The 15,873-nt window shown below is 62.6% G+C and carries 17 protein-coding genes; 6 read left to right on the forward strand and 11 right to left on the reverse strand.

Annotation, left to right across the window (positions count from 1 at the left end; all coding sequences use genetic code 11):
• Positions 1-17 precede the first annotated feature (17 nt).
• The 3 genes from GJU48_RS11200 to GJU48_RS11210 all read right to left on the reverse strand — a co-directional run bounded on the left by GJU48_RS11200 (position 18) and on the right by GJU48_RS11210 (position 4,524).
• A complete protein-coding gene (locus GJU48_RS11200; protein WP_094952345.1) occupies positions 18-2,204 on the reverse strand; it encodes a GAF domain-containing hybrid sensor histidine kinase/response regulator in 2,187 nt (728 codons plus the stop codon).
• Positions 2,205-2,376: 172 nt separating this feature from the next.
• On the reverse strand, positions 2,377-3,228 hold the full coding sequence (locus GJU48_RS11205; protein ID WP_094952346.1) for a CAP domain-containing protein: 852 nt from the start codon (positions 3,226-3,228) through the stop codon (positions 2,377-2,379).
• Between the two features lie 81 nt (positions 3,229-3,309).
• Positions 3,310-4,524, reverse strand: a complete 1,215-nt coding sequence (locus GJU48_RS11210; RefSeq protein WP_094952347.1) for an MFS transporter — start codon at positions 4,522-4,524, stop codon at positions 3,310-3,312.
• Between the two features lie 114 nt (positions 4,525-4,638).
• Here GJU48_RS11210 and GJU48_RS11215 point away from each other — a divergent pair, with 114 nt between their 5' ends.
• Together GJU48_RS11215 and GJU48_RS11220 are read left to right on the forward strand one after the other, a co-directional pair.
• Entirely contained in the window at positions 4,639-5,523 is an 885-nt protein-coding gene (locus GJU48_RS11215) for a LysR family transcriptional regulator (RefSeq protein WP_094952348.1), read from the forward strand.
• A 56-nt stretch (positions 5,524-5,579) separates the two neighbouring features.
• Positions 5,580-6,245 carry a GNAT family N-acetyltransferase gene (locus GJU48_RS11220; RefSeq protein ID WP_094952349.1) on the forward strand — a complete coding sequence of 222 codons (666 nt, stop codon included), beginning with the start codon at positions 5,580-5,582 and terminating at the stop codon, positions 6,243-6,245.
• Between the two features lie 135 nt (positions 6,246-6,380).
• On the opposite strand, the gene GJU48_RS11225 is transcribed toward GJU48_RS11220, so the two are convergent.
• Entirely contained in the window at positions 6,381-6,983 is a 603-nt protein-coding gene (locus GJU48_RS11225; RefSeq protein WP_094952350.1) for a TetR/AcrR family transcriptional regulator, read from the reverse strand.
• Positions 6,984-7,060: 77 nt separating this feature from the next.
• On the opposite strand from GJU48_RS11225, the gene GJU48_RS11230 reads away from it, so the two are divergent.
• On the forward strand, positions 7,061-7,660 hold the full coding sequence (locus GJU48_RS11230) for an NAD(P)H-dependent oxidoreductase (RefSeq protein WP_094952351.1): 600 nt from the start codon (positions 7,061-7,063) through the stop codon (positions 7,658-7,660).
• 1 nt (position 7,661) lies between these two features.
• Here GJU48_RS11230 and GJU48_RS11235 read toward each other — a convergent pair whose 3' ends face one another.
• Both GJU48_RS11235 and GJU48_RS11240 read right to left on the reverse strand, forming a co-directional pair.
• Complete coding sequence (locus GJU48_RS11235; RefSeq protein WP_094952352.1) at positions 7,662-8,051, reverse strand: hypothetical protein; 390 nt, start codon at positions 8,049-8,051, stop codon at positions 7,662-7,664.
• Between the two features lie 32 nt (positions 8,052-8,083).
• Complete coding sequence (locus GJU48_RS11240) at positions 8,084-9,340, reverse strand: 3-phosphoshikimate 1-carboxyvinyltransferase (protein ID WP_094952353.1); 1,257 nt, start codon at positions 9,338-9,340, stop codon at positions 8,084-8,086.
• 480 nt (positions 9,341-9,820) lie between these two features.
• Between GJU48_RS11240 and GJU48_RS11245 the strand changes: the two genes are divergently transcribed.
• Positions 9,821-10,450: a lytic polysaccharide monooxygenase auxiliary activity family 9 protein gene (locus GJU48_RS11245; RefSeq protein WP_083358232.1), complete on the forward strand. Its 630-nt coding sequence runs from the start codon at positions 9,821-9,823 to the stop codon at positions 10,448-10,450.
• 6 nt (positions 10,451-10,456) lie between these two features.
• Here the strand turns inward: GJU48_RS11245 and GJU48_RS11250 are convergent, their stop codons facing one another.
• Together GJU48_RS11250 and GJU48_RS25180 are read right to left on the reverse strand one after the other, a co-directional pair.
• Entirely contained in the window at positions 10,457-11,011 is a 555-nt protein-coding gene (locus GJU48_RS11250) for a UPF0149 family protein (protein WP_094952354.1), read from the reverse strand.
• Positions 11,012-11,070: 59 nt separating this feature from the next.
• The gene (locus GJU48_RS25180; RefSeq protein ID WP_256589287.1) at positions 11,071-11,202 is read right to left on the reverse strand and encodes a hypothetical protein; all 132 of its coding nucleotides are present in this window, start codon (positions 11,200-11,202) and stop codon (positions 11,071-11,073) included.
• A gap of 343 nt (positions 11,203-11,545) precedes the next feature.
• Here GJU48_RS25180 and GJU48_RS11255 point away from each other — a divergent pair, with 343 nt between their 5' ends.
• Both GJU48_RS11255 and nudC read left to right on the forward strand, forming a co-directional pair.
• On the forward strand, positions 11,546-12,358 hold the full coding sequence (locus GJU48_RS11255) for a crotonase/enoyl-CoA hydratase family protein (protein WP_094952355.1): 813 nt from the start codon (positions 11,546-11,548) through the stop codon (positions 12,356-12,358).
• A gap of 5 nt (positions 12,359-12,363) precedes the next feature.
• Entirely contained in the window at positions 12,364-13,197 is an 834-nt protein-coding gene (nudC, locus tag GJU48_RS11260; RefSeq protein WP_094952356.1) for an NAD(+) diphosphatase, read from the forward strand.
• Here nudC and GJU48_RS11265 read toward each other — a convergent pair.
• The 3 genes from GJU48_RS11265 to GJU48_RS11275 all read right to left on the reverse strand — a co-directional run bounded on the left by GJU48_RS11265 (position 13,165) and on the right by GJU48_RS11275 (position 15,853).
• Entirely contained in the window at positions 13,165-13,944 is a 780-nt protein-coding gene (locus GJU48_RS11265; protein ID WP_094952357.1) for a TSUP family transporter, read from the reverse strand. The two genes, nudC and GJU48_RS11265, sit on opposite strands and share 33 nt — an antisense overlap.
• A 114-nt stretch (positions 13,945-14,058) precedes the next feature.
• Positions 14,059-14,778: a phosphatidylcholine synthase gene (gene pcsA / locus GJU48_RS11270; protein ID WP_094953839.1), complete on the reverse strand. Its 720-nt coding sequence runs from the start codon at positions 14,776-14,778 to the stop codon at positions 14,059-14,061.
• A gap of 148 nt (positions 14,779-14,926) precedes the next feature.
• Positions 14,927-15,853, reverse strand: coding sequence for a class I SAM-dependent methyltransferase (locus GJU48_RS11275; protein ID WP_094953838.1), 927 nt, complete (start codon positions 15,851-15,853; stop codon positions 14,927-14,929).
• Positions 15,854-15,873: the final 20 nt, after the last annotated feature.

A 15,873-nucleotide genomic window follows, 5' to 3' on the forward strand; every position in this document is an offset into this window, starting at 1 on the left:
GGCGCTTGAGGCAGGGCTCAGTCGCGTTGCATCGATTTGGCCAGCGCACGGGCCACTTGGTCGGCGGAGTAGGGCTTGGCCAGGAACTCGACGCCTTCGTAGCCACTGTCGGCCAGCTCTTCGCTGTAGCCCGAGGTCAGCACCACCGGCAGGTCCGGCCGCCTCTGGCGCAGCAGCTTGGCCATCGCCACGCCGGTCATGCCCGGCATCACCACATCCGAAAAAATCGCGTCGAAGGCCATCCCATCCGGGCCGGCCAGCGCCAACGCCTGTTCGGCATCGGTGGCCCAGGTGGTCTGGTAGCCGAGGTCCTGCAGGATCTGATTGGCGAAACGGCCGACTTCCAGGTTGTCTTCCACGATCAGAATATGGTGCATTGCCGTGTCGTGGGTTGGGCTGCAGTCTTCCTGCGCCAGGCTGGGTTGCTCCGCCGCCGGTTCCGCTTCAGGCAGGTACAGGGTAAACACACTGCCCTGGCCCAAGTGGCTGGTTACATCGACATTGCCGCCGGACTGCTTGGCAAACCCGAACACTTGCGACAAGCCCAGGCCGGTGCCTTTGCCCACGGCCTTGGTGGTAAAGAACGGCTCGAAAATGCGCTCGACGGTATTGCCGGGAATCCCGCTGCCGGTATCGGCCAGCGCAATCGCCACAAACGGCTGATGGGCTTCGGCATCGCCCCGGATACGCGGCAGCGCCGCCAGCGTTGCCACGCGCAGTGTCAGGGTGCCTCGGCCCTCCATGGCATCGCGGGCGTTGAGCGCGATGTTGATCAGCGCGGTTTCAAACTGGCTGGGGTCGACGCGCACATAGCAAGGCTGGCCGGGCAATTGAGTCTGCACATGGATACGCGCACCGGTCACGCTTTCGAGCATTTCGCCGATGTTCTTGACCCGCTGGCACACATCGAACACTTCCGGGTTCAGCGGTTGGCGGCGGGCGAAGGCGAGCAACTGGCTGGTGAGCTTGCTGGCGCGCTCGACGGTGTCCGAGACGGCGCCCATGTAGCGTTGGCGCCGCTCTTCGGACAGCCCGGGCTGGCGCAGGAAGTCCACCGAGGAGCGAATGATCGTCAGCAGGTTGTTAAAGTCGTGGGCCACGCCGCCGGTCAACTGGCCGATGGCTTCGAGCTTTTGCGACTGATGCAGCGCCGCTTCGGCCTGGGTCAGGGCGCTGGTGCGTTCTTCGACGCGCTGCTCCAGGGTGGCGTTCAGCTCGGTAATGGCCGCCAGGCCCTCGCGTACGGCGGCGTCGGCGCGCACCCGTTCGATATGCGCCCAGGAGCGCTCGGTGACTTCCCTCACCAGGGCCAAGTCATAGGGCGACCAGACGCGCGCGAACTTGTGATGCACGGCCATCAGGGCGGTCAGGCGCCCGTCTTTGATCAGCGGGAAACACGCCGTCGCCGTGACGCCCAAGGTCTGGTAGCAGGCGGACTCCTCGGGCGTGCACTCCACGCGGTTGTCGCCAATCACCAGCGCTTCACCGGCGTTCAGCTGTTTTATCGCGTGTGCGCCGAACGAGGCCAGGCTGTACCGCCCGACGATACTTGGCGAGCCGGGCGCCGCCCAATTACCGCGAATGGTGAAGCCGTCTTCATCGGCGTCCATATCGGCATAGGCGCAATTGGACACATGCAGGTGTTCGGCCAACAGGCGCGTGGTGGTGGTCATGATGGATTCGGCGTCGGTGGCGTTGGCCACCGCACTACCAATGGCATCCAGTACGGCCAGGCGACGGGCGAGAAAGACCGTGGCGGTGGTTTCTGTGACCGTATTGAGCATGCCGACGACCGTGCCTTGCGGGTCGCGCACAGGGCTGTAGCAAAACGTAAAGTACGCTTGCTCCGGGCCATTGCCACGCTCAATCACCAGCGGGTAGTTTTCTACGTAGGTCGCATTGCCTTGAAAGGCAGCATTGGCGAAGTGGCTCACTTCGTCCCAGACTTCACGCCAGGTGTCGCTGAAAGCACGCCCCAATGCGTAGGGCTTATCGCCCAGAATAGGGATAAACGCATCATTGTAGAGCGTGATCAGGTGCGGGCCCCAACTGATGGACTGGGGGAAGCTTGAGGCAAAACACAGCGCAACGGTGGTTTTGAGTACATCAGGCCATTGTTCCAATGGACCTAATGGCGTACTTGCCCAATCATGCTGGCGAACTCGCTCGGCCATGTCGCTGCTGCTTTGCAGCCAATTCATCATTGGGTGAACACCTTGTTTTCCAGAGTCTTTAGCGTGCCTGAATGCCTCAGGTATCAAGCTACTGACCCGGTTGACCGCTGCCAGTTCAGCGCAATTATCGCCTAGATGGCAATTTGATTCTCCCTCCGTTTGGATAGATTGCGCTCGGCGGAGTTCGGCGCCTGCTCACGCCCTACTGCGCGCCGAATAAACCGGTCCAATAAATCCCCGCGTCACTCTTCGGGTCCATGGCATAGGCTGCGCCCAACTCGCGAAATTGCGGGTTCATCAAGTTGGCGCAATGGCCGGGGCTGGCGAGCCAGCCGTCCACCACTTTGCGCGGGGTGTCGAGGCCGGCGGCGATGTTTTCACCGATGTTTTTTGCGATGTAGCCGGCCAGCTCCGCGCGGTCGCCCGGGGTGCGGCCATCGTGGTCGAGGTGGTCGAAGAAGTTGCCGTTGGCCATGTTGCGTGTGTGGCTGTTGGCGGCATTGGCCAGCTCATCGTTCCACGACACCGGCGTGGTCGCGGTAAACGCCTGGGTGCCGCACTGGCGCGGTTGCGCGCGCGCGGTGTTGATCAGGTTCAGCAGTTGTTTGCCTTCGGTCTGCCAGTCGCCCAGGCCGCTGGTCAACAACGGGCGCGCGAGCACGATGCGCCAATCCTGGCCGCTGTTGCTTACGCCGATGTCGACAAATTGCGGGTCGAGCACTACGCGGCAGAAACTTTCGCGCACGGCCTTCATCGCCGCCTCGGCATTTTTGGGGCCGGACAGGCTGATGGCTTGCACATTCACCATCGGGTACGCGGCCCGCGCCAGCGCTTGCTGCAAGTCGCCGACATTGGTGGCCGGCAGCACCAGCCGCGTGTCGTTGGCCAACGGTGGCAGTTCCTGGGAACCCTGGTTACCGCAGCGCTGCACCTGGCTGCGGTACTGATTGATCTGTTGCACCAACTGACTTTCTTCATTCGCCATCGCGCTGGCGCAGAACGCCAAACTGGCGGCCAGCGTCGTAAGACCCATCATCAATGACAGCACGCGCATGGACATTACCCTTGAGCTTGAAAGTGCCCATGATGCGCGATGTAACCCGGTCTGGCGCAACGCCTTTTTTGTTTTTTTGCCTCAACGGGTGTTCTGCGCGCCGTTCTCGGCGCTGTGGCGGCGCCAGGCAAAGGTGCTGGCGGCGATGATCAGGGCCAGTGCTGCGGCGAAGGTCACGTGCAGGCCATTAGCCACGGTTTGCGCCGCTGCGCGGGTGACATCGGGGCTGGCCCAGGCAAACACAGCGCCCAGGGCCGAGGCACCGAAAATCAGGCCCAGGTTGCGCGACAGGTTCAACAGGCCGGAGATCGTGCCCCGGCGTGACGCGTCGACATCGCTCATGACCGCCGTGTTGTTGGCGGCCTGGAACAGGCTGTAGCCCATCGTCAGCAGCACCAGCGCGGCAAGGTACGCCACCAGGGCGCTGACCAGCGACAGCGCCAGGGCGCCGACGGCCATGAGGCCCAACCCCGCGAGCGTCATGCGCTGGCTGCCCAGGCGCTCGGTGAGGTGGCCGGCCGGCACACCGGTGGCCGCTGAAACGCACGGCCCGACGGCCATCGCCAGGCCCATCCACGCCGCCTCAAGCTCCAGGCCCCGGGAAAGATAGAACGGGCCGACCACGAAGGTGGTCATGATTACTGCCGATACCAAGGTGCTCATCGCCAGGCCTGCGCGCAAGGCTGGGTCTTTCAACGGCAGCCAGAATGCATTGCCCGAGGCCGACGTGCGGCCTTGCTGATCTGCCGGCAAATACCGCCAGGCGAGGGCGGCGGCCAACAAACCCAGAGGCGCGCCCACTAGAAACAACGCGCGCCAGCCCCACAGGCTGAGCAGCACGCCGCCGACGCTGGGGCCCATGGCGGTGCCCACCGCCGACATCGTGCCGAGCAGGCCCATCACACGCCCGGTGCGTTGCGCGGGCACGGTGTCGCCGACCAAGCCTAAAGTCATCGCCATCATGCTCGCTGCGCCCAGCCCTTGCAGGACGCGCGCGGCAACGAGCCATTGCAGTGAAGGTGCGGCGCCGCACAGCGCGCAGGCCACGGCGAACAGCAGCAACCCGGCGAGCAACAATCGGCGCCGCCCCAGACGGTCGCCCAGGCTGCCTGCACTGACAATCACCGCCGTGATCGCCAGCAAGTACGCCAGCACCACCCACTGCACCGCGTGAAACGAGGCATCAAACGCCTGCGCCAGGCTGGGCAGGCCGACATTGGCAATGCTGGTGCCGAGGGAGGCCAGAAGCATGGACAGGGACAGGCTGATAAGTCGGCCTTTTGATGAGGTGTGCATGGGGCGATTCCTTGAGTGAACGCAGCTGTCGCCAATCTACGTCCTCGCCTACTATGGCGGAAGGCGCAGGGTTTGCAGCCTATACGTGCATCAAACGCCTTATGAGGATTGCCCATGCCCGATCTCAACCTGCTGACCACCCTGGATGTGTTGCTGACCGAAGGCAGCGTCGCGCGTGCCGCCCAGCGCCTGCGCCTGAGCCCATCAGCCATGAGCCGGGCACTTGCACGCTTGCGCGAGACCACCGGCGACCCCTTGCTGGTGCGGGCCGGGCGCGGCCTGGTACCGACGCCGCGTGCGTTGGCACTGCGTGAACAGGTCAGCCGGCTGGTGCAGGAGGCCCAGGCGGTGCTGCGCCCCGTGCAATCTCTGGACATGGGCCAGGTTGTGCGCACGTTCACCCTGCGTGCCAGCGAGGAGTTTGTGGAGAACCTCGGCCCGGCCTTGCTGGCGCGAATCGCCCACGAGGCGCCCGGCGTGCGGCTGCGCTTCGTGAATAAGACCGACAACGACTACGCGCTGCTGCGCGAAGGCAGCGTCGACGTGGCCATCGGCGTGGTCGACCCCGGCGCCAGCCCTGAAGTGCTGACCCAGGCGCTGTTTCGTGATCGCCTGGTCGGCGTGGTGCGCAGCGGCCATCCCTTGAGCCGGGGCGCCGTCAGCGCCGAGCGGTTTGCCCAGGGGCAGCATGTCTATGTCTCCCGGCGCGGCCTGGCGCGTGGCCAGGTTGATGACGCCTTGCTCGCCTTGGGCCTCACGCGCGAGATCAGCACCCTCGTCGCCGGCTTTGCCACCGCCATCGCCCTGGCCCGCGATACCGACCTGATCGCCAGCGTGCCCGAGCGCTACACCGCCAACCAGCGTGAAGGGCTGTTCAGCTTTGCACTGCCGGTATCCATACCGACGTTCACCGTGGCCATGCTCTGGCACCCGCGCCTGGACGCCGACCTGGCCCACCGCTGGCTGCGCGGTTGTTTGCGCGAGGTGTGCGGGCAATAACGCGGCTGCAACAGGTACAATCGCCGCTGCCTTGACGCGAAACCCCAGGAATTTGCATGTTCAGCCTTACCCGCTATACCACGCCGTGCCCCGAGCCGATCAACAGTCAGATCCTGCAGTTGGTGGTCGATAACCTCACCGACATCAGCAGCGTCGCGCTGGCGCCCAGCAACTTGCTCTACAACATCTACCAGTACGCCATCGGCTTTGAGGTGCACCTGTACTTGGAGGCGCTGGATGGCGCCAAGGGCATTGCCGTTGAGCTGGTAGTGGCGATGGATGAGGACACGGTGATTGGCTTTTGTCTGTACCTACCGGTGAAAGATGATCCGCAAGCCTGCGGCATCGCGTTCATGGCGGTGCAGGCAGGTAGGCGGCGCCAGGGTGTGGCCCGCGCGATGCTGCAGGACGTGCTGGCGCGCTACCCCCACGCCGAGTTGGCGTGTGCCGTGGAAAAGGTCCCGGCGTTCGCGGCCATGGGCTTTCAGGTACGCGGCGCGCGTGGCACCCAGGTGCTGATGAATACCCGCGATTACGGCACTGATGGCTTGATGGGCGTGCTGGACGTGGCGGCTATCTATAGCTCGCTGGAAGTGCGGCAGATTCACACGTACCTGCTGCAAAAACACGGCAAGCGCGCGATGGTGGATGCGGAGAAGCAACGTGATCGGCATCTCGATCAACTGGCGCGCAAGGTTCAACGGTTTATTGCTGAGCGCTAGTGGCCATCGGGCTGTTGTGGCGAATGGGCTTGTTGTGGCAAGCCCGCTCGCAACGGTTTATTGCTGAGCGCTAGTGGCCATCGGGCTGTTGTGGCGAATGGGCTTGTTGTGGCAAGCCCGCTCGCCACAAATTACTCAAACACGCCCGCGATTGACCATGGCCAGGATCGTCGCCAGTAACTCCTGCTGCGCCTCGTCACGGCTGATCTCGCCGCTGGCCGCCGCCTGCGACAAGGCTTCCGCCGCGCCGAGCATCGCCCGCAACCCGGCCTGGGACACTGTGGCGCCCGGCGCGAACGGCGCCAGGGCAGCGCGGCATTTGTCGAGGAAGATCGCCTCGTACTTGCGCTTGAGGGTTTCCAGCTCTGGCGAGCTGCTCAGCGCGGCGATCACCCCCGGAATTTCCCGACCTTGCAGCAACACACAATCGACATAACACGCGGCGATCACCTGCGCGCGCTCATCCAGCGTCGCGCCGCTGGTGTCCAGGGCCTCGGCAAACACCTGGTTCTGGCGCCCGTCGAAGTCTTCATACAGCGCGGCGAGCAGCCCCGCGCGGGTGACGAAATGGTCATAGACCACCGGTTTGGTAACGCCCGCCAGTTCCGCCAGGCGGCCCAGGGTCAGGGCTTCGGTGCCTTCCTCGCGCACCAGTTGCCAGGCCACATCGAGCAACTGGCGCAGGCGATCCTCGCGTGTAAGGCGGCGGCGTGGGGCAGGGGATTCAGTGCTTGACATGCTTATATACCAAAAGTAACTTAATCGGCGTAACTTACCAAAAGTAGCTTATCCTAAGCCGAAAGGGAGTCCTTGTCATGCACGCACTAATCGTTGTTGCTCATCACGACCCACAATCGCTCACCCACGGCCTCGCCGCACAGGTGGCGGCGGGGCTGACAGCCTCCGGCCACACCTTCGAGATCGCCGACCTCGCCGCCGAAGGTTTCGACCCGCGCTACAACGCCGCCGACCATCGCGTACACCGCAGCCGTGCCACCCCGCCTGCCGACGTGCTTGCCGAACAAGCGCGCCTGGACCGCGCCGACGCCTTGGTTCTCGCGTTCCCGATTTATTGGTGGTCGCTGCCGGCCGTGCTCAAAGGCTGGATCGACCGCGTGTTCGTCAACGGCTGGGCCATCGACTATGGCCCCGATACGCCGGTGGTGAAGAAGCTGCGGCACTTGCAGGTGCACCTGCTGGCGCTCGGCGCGGCGGATGCCGGCGCATTTGATCGCCACGGCTATGCCAAGGCGATGCGCACGCAGATCGACTACGGGATCTTTGATTACTGCGGGGCGCAGGTGGTGACGTCCGAGTTGCTGTTGGAGTCTGAAGGCGGTAGCGCCCAAACGCATTTGCACACGGCGAAAGCCGTAGGGCAGGGGCTGTTTCAGGGCGAGGCTGTAGCGGGCTGATTCAACCTTCGCGAAACAGATCGTGGGCATCCAGCAACCGGTAAGCAATCTCCGGGCGTTTCTCCATGCCGCGACGAATCGCCGCCGGAATGGATTGCCGAGTCTTACGGCACATGCCGGGCAGGTCGTCGATGACGATCTGGATCCCGCGCATGCTTTTGACTTCGGTATGGCCTGGCGCGACATGCACGCGGATGCCCAAAAGTTCGTACATCCGCTGTTGCATGTGCTCCAGGTCTTGCAGGCTCTTGAGGTCTTCGAGGCGTTCGATCAGCTTTTTCTCCTCCTGGCGCGTCAGGTTGAGAATGCGCACGTCGGCGTCGGGTGCCTGCAGCAATTGTTCACGCTCGCAGACACAAGCGCCGGGTGGGCAGGGTTGGCGAAGTGTCATGTGCATTCCCTCCCCATACCAACGCGGCTGCTTCAGTCGCTCAGCGCGACCCCAAGACTGCCCAAGGCCTTCCAGTATTCAGGGTAGGTCTTGGCCACGCAATCCGGGTCCTGAATGCGGATACCCGCGACTTTCAAACCCGCCAGGGCAAAGCACATGGCGATGCGGTGGTCAGCGTGGGTGTCGATCAGCGCATTGCACGACGTACCGGCCAATGCAGGGTCGCTGGCCACCAGCAGGTCATCGCCTTCGATGGTCGCCAGGCCCGGGCGGATTTCGTTGAGGCCGTCGTGCAGTGCCTGCACGCGGTCGCATTCCTTCACGCGCAGGTTGGCCAACTCGGTGAATCGCACTGGGGTGTTATTGAAGGCGGCGAGTACAGCCAGGGTCGGAATCGCGTCCTGCATCTGCGAGCCGACCACTGTGGCCTGCATGTTCGGGAACTGGGCGATCACGGCTTGGGCCTTGGCGTCCGGCTGGGTGAAATCTTGCGCGGCGACGCCGATGTCGATGCGCCCGCCGGTCAACACTTCAGCGGCCCACAAATAGGTGGCCGCGGAGGCGTCGGGTTCGATCAGGTAGTCATGGGCGGTGTAGCCGGTCGGGGCCACGCGCCAGGTGGTGTCGTCGACCACTTCGACCTGCGCGCCGAAGGCCCGCATGCAATCCAGGGTCAGGTCCACATAGCCACGGGCGCCGATGTCCTTGCCGGTCAGCGCCACTTCAATCGGCGCTTCGCCGCAGGCTGCAAGCATCAGCAGGGCCGACACGTACTGGCTGGACAAGCCACCATCGATTTCAAAACGCTTGGCTTGGACTTTGCCCACGCCATGCACGGTCACCGGTGGGCAGCCGGTGGGGCTGTCGACGCGGATACCGTTCTGGCCAAGGGTGGCCAGCAGCGGGCCGATCGGGCGCTTTTGCATGTAGTCATCGCCGTCCAGCACCACGGTGCCTTCGACCGTCGCTACGGCAGCGGTGAGAAAACGCATGGCGGTGCCGGCATTGCCGAGGAACAACGGCTGCGCAGGCAGTTGCAGCTTGCCGGAGCCGGTGACGACGAAGGTGGTGTCGTCCGGCTCATCGATGGTCACGCCCATCTGGCGCAGGGCCACCGACATGTGGCGGGTGTCATCGCTTTTCAGTGCGCCGCTCAGACGGCTGGTGCCCTTGGCCAGGGCCGCCAGCAACAGGGCGCGGTTGGTAATGGATTTGGAGCCGGGGGGCGCGACCTTGCCGTTCAGGGGGAAATTGGGCGGTGTAACGGTCACGGTTTTCTGCGAACTCAAGGTACAAGGCTCCTGATCAGGGCAAGGTGGCGTGGAGTGGCCGACGGGCGGACCCGAATAATCAGCCAAACACGCCACGCTTGTCGAGCGGGGATCGTTGTACGGCGTGTATTTGCGGCGTGATCCGCGTGTGGACGCTGCTTGTAGCTGTATCGCCCTTCACTGGGTAGGACAAACAACCCTACCGATGCAGGGCAAAGGCCTTTACTCCGCGAAACCTGGCCGATGTACGAACTTTCTGAGGGCGTTGTACGGCGTGTATTTGCGGCGTGATCCGCGTGTGGACGCTGCTTGTAGCTGTATCGCCCTTCACTGGGTAGGACAAACAACCCTACCGATGCAGGGCAAAGGCCTTTACTCCGCGAAACCTGGCCGATGTACGAACTTTCTGAGGGAAGCAGCGGCTGGACAATATCGCCCGGCGAGGTAAGTTCGATGCACGCCCCAAGACGGTGCGTATTCAATCAAGGAGTGACTGAAATGAACAAACCCCAGACGCAACTCAGACACGGCCGTGTCGTGACCCCCGCCAGCCGTGGCTCGGTGGCCGTGGAGCGTGGGCTGCTGGGCAACTGGCAAGTCAACGAAATGGAAGGCGGCAAGAACTTCCCCGCACTCACCGCCGGGCCATTCCCTGCGCCTTACCAAACTGATGACCCAAGCGTCGCGCCACCTGCCGACGGGTATATCTTGAGCGGCGGCAAAACCGATGACCGCGACTGCATCAACTTCACCGACGAAGAAATGAGTAAAAAGCTCAACACCTCGTTCAATTGGCCATTGCTGAATGTCGAAGCCGGCCAGGTGTTTAAGGTGCAATGGGAATACACCGCCGCTCACGTCACCCGTGGTTATCGCTGGCTCATCACCAAAGACGGCTGGGACCCCAAGCAGCGCATCAGCCGCGCCCAATTGGAGGCCAAGCCGTTCTTTGAGGATTTCTACACCCAGGAGCCGTACTACCAGCACGCCGATGAAATGAAGGCCAAGGTCGAGCACCAAGTGACGCTGCCCAAGGGCAAGAAAGGTCGGCACGTGGTGGTGTTGATGTGGATCGTGGCCAACACCGGCAACGCGTTCTATCAGGCGTTTGACCTGGATTTCAAGTAAGCGCTGTTAACGCTGGGCCAACCAGTAATCATGTAGCGCCCGCGCAGCCGGTTCGATTGCACTGACCCGCTGTTGATGGGCGTTTACATCCAGGTCCGCCGGCAATTCGAAGTTGTCTTGCTCGGCGCACCAGGAAATCTTCTCCAGTTGCCCGGCCTGTTCGGCAGGCAATTCGGGCCAGTTGCCGATCGCGGCACCGCGGATATAACCAAAGCACCACTCCTCAGCGAGCGTCACGGCTTGGCCCTGATGGTCGGTTTCGTCGAAGCGCGCCTTGAACGCCTGGGCATCGGTCGCCAGTTGCGCTGCCAGCGTATTCATATGGCGTACGCACAATTCCAGGAAACGCTGGGCCTCTTCCACGCTTTCCCAGTCCGGGTTCTGCCCACCCCAGATCGCCGGGAACCACTCACCGACTTCCACTTGGGCCGGGCTTGAGACCAGCGCGGTGAAGTAGCCGTCGAGTTCGGCCAGGTTCAGCACCGAGTGATCGTCGCCGTACTTGAGCAGGGTTTCTTCGATGAATTCGAAATCGGCGGGGGCGAGGGGTTGGGCGTGCATGGCAATTCCTTTGAGCGTCGAGCGCCGCTGCGGGCGGCTTAAAGCGCGAAGGATGGCGCTTAGGCTGGCTTTTTTCCAGTGTTTTCCCAGTGCTGGCACCGCTTGCTCACGCACACCGAACCCACCACCGCGAGAATGATCGGCACCAGAAAGTCATGGCCGATACGGGTAAATTCTGCTGTGGACGGCATAGGCGGCTCCAGGCAAGGGCCCTGACTGTATAGCCGATAACGCGGGCCTGCGGGGTGAAAGGTATCTCACGCACACCGAACCCACCACCGCGAGAATGATCGGCACCAGAAAGTCATGGCCGATACGGGTAAATTCTGCTGTGGACGGCATAGGCGGCTCCAGGCAAGGGCCCTGACTGTATAGCCGATAACGCGGGCCTGCGGGGTGAAAGGTATCGGCACTGCATGAAGCCCGCACACACAACATTTCATTACGTTTGCCAGTCCCGTTTTTGGCCGATGCGCCGTCGCGCTCCCTTGTTATAGTTCGGGCCTTATCACTCGCCAGTCAGGGATCACTGCCATGTCCGAATACCAAGCTTTCGTCGTCGAACTCACCGGCAACGTTGCCCATGTGCAGATCAATCGCCCGGAAAAGATCAACGCGATGAACGCGGCGTTCTGGACCGAAATCATCGAGATCTTCCAATGGGTCGAAGACACCGATGCCGTGCGCGCTGTGGTGCTCAGCGGTGCGGGCAAGCATTTTTCTTCCGGTATCGACCTGATGCTGCTGGCCTCGGTGGCCAACGCGTTCGGCAAGGACGTGGGCCGCAACGCGCACCTGCTGCGGCGCAAGATCCTCGAGCTGCAAGCCTCGTTCAACGCCGTCGACAACTGCCGCAAACCGGTACTGGCGGCGATCCACGGCTATTGCATCGGCGGCGCCATTGACCTGATCAGCGCCTGTGACATGCGCTACGCGGCTGAAGACGCGCAATTTTCCATCAAGGAAATCGACATCGGCATGGCCGCCGACGTCGGCACCTTGCAGCGCCTGCCGCGGATTGTCGGCGACGGCATGCTACGTGAACTGGCCTACACTGGCCGCCAATTCGGCGCCGAAGAAGCGCGCAGCATCGGCCTGGTCAATCGTGTGTATGCGGACTATGAAAGCCTGTTGGCCGGCGTCATGGAAATTGCCGAGCAAATTGCCGCCAAGTCGCCGATTGCCGTGACCGGCACCAAGGCCATGATCAGCTACATGCGTGACCACACGGTCAATGATGGTTTGGAATACGTTGCCACCTGGAACTCGGCTATGTTGCAATCCAACGATCTGCGCGTGGCCATCGCGGCCCATATGAGTAAGCAGAAACCCGAATTCGTGGATTGACTGATATGACCCCAGGCTGGATTACCACAACGCTGCTGGACAACGACGCCCCTGGCGGCTGGGCCGTAGCCCGCAGCCGCGAAGGCTTTTTGCATGACACCAACGGCCCGCTGTTCCCGCGCGAATGGCTCAAGCGCCAGGACCTGTCGGTGTTTGCCGAACATGGCATCGGCCACCTCGACGGCGAGCCGGTGTACCTGCTGGAACTCAACTCGGCGAGTGAAGTACCCGGCTGCAGCTGGCAGGGCTTGCGCGGCTTCATGCTGCAAGGCGACCACACGCTGTACAAAGTGCTCGGTTACGCGGCGCAGATTGGCACCTGGGCGCGCGAGCACCGGTTTTGCGGCAGTTGCGGCCAGGCCATGGCCCAGGTGCCCCGCGAGCGCGCGATGTATTGCCAGGCCTGCGACCTGCGCAGCTACCCACGCATTTCGCCGAGCATGATCGTGCTGGTGACCCGTGGCGATGAGATTCTGCTGGCGCGCTCGCCGCGTTTTGTCACCGGCGTCTACAGCACCTTGGCCGGGTTTGCCGAGCCGGGTGAGTCGGCCGAAGACTGCCTGATCCGCGAAGTGCGCGAAGAAGTGCAGGTGGAGGTCAAGAACATCCAGTACATGGGCAGCCAGTGCTGGCCGTTCCCGCATTCGATGATGCTCGGCTTTCACGCCGAATACGCCGGTGGCGACATCGTGCCCCAGGCCGATGAGATCGAAGACGCGCAGTGGTTCAACATCCACGAACTGCCGCCGTTGCCGGCGTCACGCTCGATTGCGCGCTACTTGATTGACCTCTACTTGGCCCGTCGTTTAGGCCACGCTGAACCAGTGTTGCCAGGCTAGGCGCACGGTCAGGCCGAGGACCACGGTGATAAACACCGGGCGAATGAATTTGGCGCCGCCGCTGATCGCGCTGCGCGCGCCAAAGAACGCGCCACACATGACCGAGAAGCCCATCGCCAGGCCGACGATCCAGTCTACCGAGCCATTGAAGATAAACACCGACAGCGCCGCCGCGTTGCTGACGAAGTTCATGCTGCGCGCCACACCGCTGGCTTTGACCAGGTCGATGGGGTGCAGCAGCATGGTGCTGACCGTCCAGAACGCACCGGTGCCGGGGCCGGCCACGCCATCGTAGAAACCCAGGCCGAAGCCTTGGGTGGATTGCCATTTCTTCTTGATCGGTGCGTCGGCGTCCAGCGGCGCCTTGGGCGTGCCGCCGAAGAGCAAATACACACCGCAGGCGAACACGATCACCGGGAGCATTTTGTTCAGGGTTTCGGCGGGCAGGTAGTGGGCGACTATTGCACCGGCGAGGGCGCCGATCAGTGTGCCGATGATGGCGTGCACCCATTGGCGCGGGTGGAACAGCTTGCGCCGGTAGAAGGTGAGGCTGGCGGTGGCGGAGCCGAAGGTGGAGCTGAGTTTATTGGTGCCCAGCACCAGGTGCGGGGGCATGCCGGCGGTGAGCAGGGCCGGCGTGGTGAGCAGGCCGCCGCCGCCGGCGATGGCGTCGATGAAACCGGCGATGAAGGCTACGACGGCCAGGATGGCGAGGGTGGTCAGGTCAACGCTGAGTTCGAAGGGCATGGGCGGGGCTTATAGTTGGCAGGGGGGAGCGAATTGGGTGCGCCTAAGGGCGTTATGGTACCTCTGGCTTTGGGTACATATCCATTTTTGTGGTACCGATATGTCCCACCTAGCTCAACCGTGGCGTCTATCCCACCACTCCAACCCCGTACGCCACACACAAATCCCCAGGAAATAAGCCGACATCACCGACCACAACCCAAACGTCCAAGGATTCGTATTCGGATAATCCACCACCATCAAAAAGCTGCACAGCAACCAAATGGTGGTAACGGCGATATTCAGCGGCATAAACCGCTTAACCCGAAACGGATGCAAAAACTTCATCGGCGTCACAGTCAGCAGCGCCAAGCCAATCACGGTCAGCAACGTAACCCAGGCTTCCGGCTGGATGATATACACGCACAAGGCGACCACGTTCCAGGCCGCGGGAAAGCCGACAAAGTAGTTGTCCTTGCTCTTCATGTTCACATTGCAGAAGCAGAACAACGAAGACACCAGGATCACCGACACCGTGAACAGGTGGGTAAAGTCCGGCAAATCGATATAGCGGTAGATAAACAACGCCGGAATAAACACATACGTCAGGTAATCAATCACCAGGTCCAGCACCGAGCCGTCGAAGCTTGGCAACACCGTGCTGACATTCACCCGTCGCGCCAGGGAGCCGTCAACGCCATCAACCACCAGCGCCAGGCCCAGCCAGAGCAGGCACGCCTTGGGTGAGTTTTCCAGCAGCGCCAAGGTGGCCAGGAAGGCCAGCACCACGCCGGTGGCGGTAAAGCCGTGGGCGCCCCAGGCTTTGAGTCTGGCTACATGCAGGGTCGATATCACGGGCGGTTCTCCAAAAGGTGAAACAGGGCAGCCGACAACGTAACGCCGTCGAGTCTGGCCAGGGGATGCAGGTATCGACCGGGAAGGGGGGGATAAGGTTCACCACCCGGTGTATCACTTAGCGTAGCAAGCGTAGGACGTTTCAGCATCAACCCTGACGGAACACCAGCGCCTTCAAGCCACTTTGTGGGTCGATATCCGGAAATTCAGGCGGATTTTGCAGCCGTTCCACAAAGCGCAGGCCCGGTGCTTCGCGGGTGACGCCGTCGATCAGGAAGTCTTCGCCGAACGCCGGGTCGTTCATGCACGCCAGGACGGTGCCGTGTGGCGTGAGCAAATCCGGCAAGCGGCGCAGCACGCGCTGGTAGTCCTTGGTCAGCAGGAAACTGCCTTTCTGGAAGGACGGCGGGTCGATGATCACCAAGTCATAGGGGCCGCTGTGGGTCACCTTGGCCCAGGATTTGAAAAGGTCGTGGCCCAGGAAGGTGACATTGCCCAGGTCATGACCATTCAAGCGATGGTTATCGCGACCACGGCTGAGGGCGCCGCGGGCCATGTCCAGGTTCACCACATGGTCGGCGCCGCCTTCGATGGCCGCGACCGAGAAGCCGCAGGTATAGGCAAACAGGTTCAGCACGCGTTGGCCCTTGGCCTGCTGGCGCACCCAGTTGCGCCCATAGCGCATATCGAGGAACAGCCCGCTGTTCTGTTTTTTACCCAGGTCGATCAGGTAACGCAGGCCGCCCTCGGTGATGGTCAGCTCATCAACCGCTTCGCCCACCAGCCACTCGGTGGTGCTTTGCGGCAGGTAGCGATGTTGCAGGGCGACGGTATGCGCGCCATGTTGGGCCCAGTCGAACTCAACCAGAAGCTGTTTCAACGCGTCCAGCTGCGTAGCCTCGGGCTCTTTGAACAGCGCGACCAGCACCACGCCTTGCAACCAGTCCACTGTCAGCTGTTCCAGGCCCGGCCAGCAGCGGCCCCGGCCGTGGAACAGGCGCCGGGTTTCAGCGGGCGGGCTGGCCAGGGCGGTGAGCAGGTGGGCGTGCAGGGTGGCGAGTGCGTCTGGGGTCATCGGTTAGCGTCGGTCATTGA

Origin of the sequence: Pseudomonas sp. IB20 (assembly GCF_009707325.1) — a bacterium.
GTDB lineage: Bacteria > Pseudomonadota > Gammaproteobacteria > Pseudomonadales > Pseudomonadaceae > Aquipseudomonas.

Coding starts and splice junctions, on each gene's coding strand:
- GJU48_RS11200 (WP_094952345.1), bottom strand. CDS start 2,204: ATGATGAATTGGCTGCAAAGCAGCAGCGACATGGCCGAGCGAGTTCGC.
- GJU48_RS11205 (WP_094952346.1), bottom strand. CDS start 3,228: ATGCGCGTGCTGTCATTGATGATGGGTCTTACGACGCTGGCCGCCAGT.
- GJU48_RS11210 (WP_094952347.1), bottom strand. CDS start 4,524: ATGCACACCTCATCAAAAGGCCGACTTATCAGCCTGTCCCTGTCCATG.
- GJU48_RS11215 (WP_094952348.1), top strand. CDS start 4,639: ATGCCCGATCTCAACCTGCTGACCACCCTGGATGTGTTGCTGACCGAA.
- GJU48_RS11220 (WP_094952349.1), top strand. CDS start 5,580: ATGTTCAGCCTTACCCGCTATACCACGCCGTGCCCCGAGCCGATCAAC.
- GJU48_RS11225 (WP_094952350.1), bottom strand. CDS start 6,983: ATGTCAAGCACTGAATCCCCTGCCCCACGCCGCCGCCTTACACGCGAG.
- GJU48_RS11230 (WP_094952351.1), top strand. CDS start 7,061: ATGCACGCACTAATCGTTGTTGCTCATCACGACCCACAATCGCTCACC.
- GJU48_RS11235 (WP_094952352.1), bottom strand. CDS start 8,051: ATGACACTTCGCCAACCCTGCCCACCCGGCGCTTGTGTCTGCGAGCGT.
- GJU48_RS11245 (WP_083358232.1), top strand. CDS start 9,821: ATGAACAAACCCCAGACGCAACTCAGACACGGCCGTGTCGTGACCCCC.
- GJU48_RS11250 (WP_094952354.1), bottom strand. CDS start 11,011: ATGCACGCCCAACCCCTCGCCCCCGCCGATTTCGAATTCATCGAAGAA.
- GJU48_RS25180 (WP_256589287.1), bottom strand. CDS start 11,202: ATGCCGTCCACAGCAGAATTTACCCGTATCGGCCATGACTTTCTGGTG.
- GJU48_RS11255 (WP_094952355.1), top strand. CDS start 11,546: ATGTCCGAATACCAAGCTTTCGTCGTCGAACTCACCGGCAACGTTGCC.
- nudC (WP_094952356.1), top strand. CDS start 12,364: ATGACCCCAGGCTGGATTACCACAACGCTGCTGGACAACGACGCCCCT.
- GJU48_RS11265 (WP_094952357.1), bottom strand. CDS start 13,944: ATGCCCTTCGAACTCAGCGTTGACCTGACCACCCTCGCCATCCTGGCC.
- GJU48_RS11275 (WP_094953838.1), bottom strand. CDS start 15,853: ATGACCCCAGACGCACTCGCCACCCTGCACGCCCACCTGCTCACCGCC.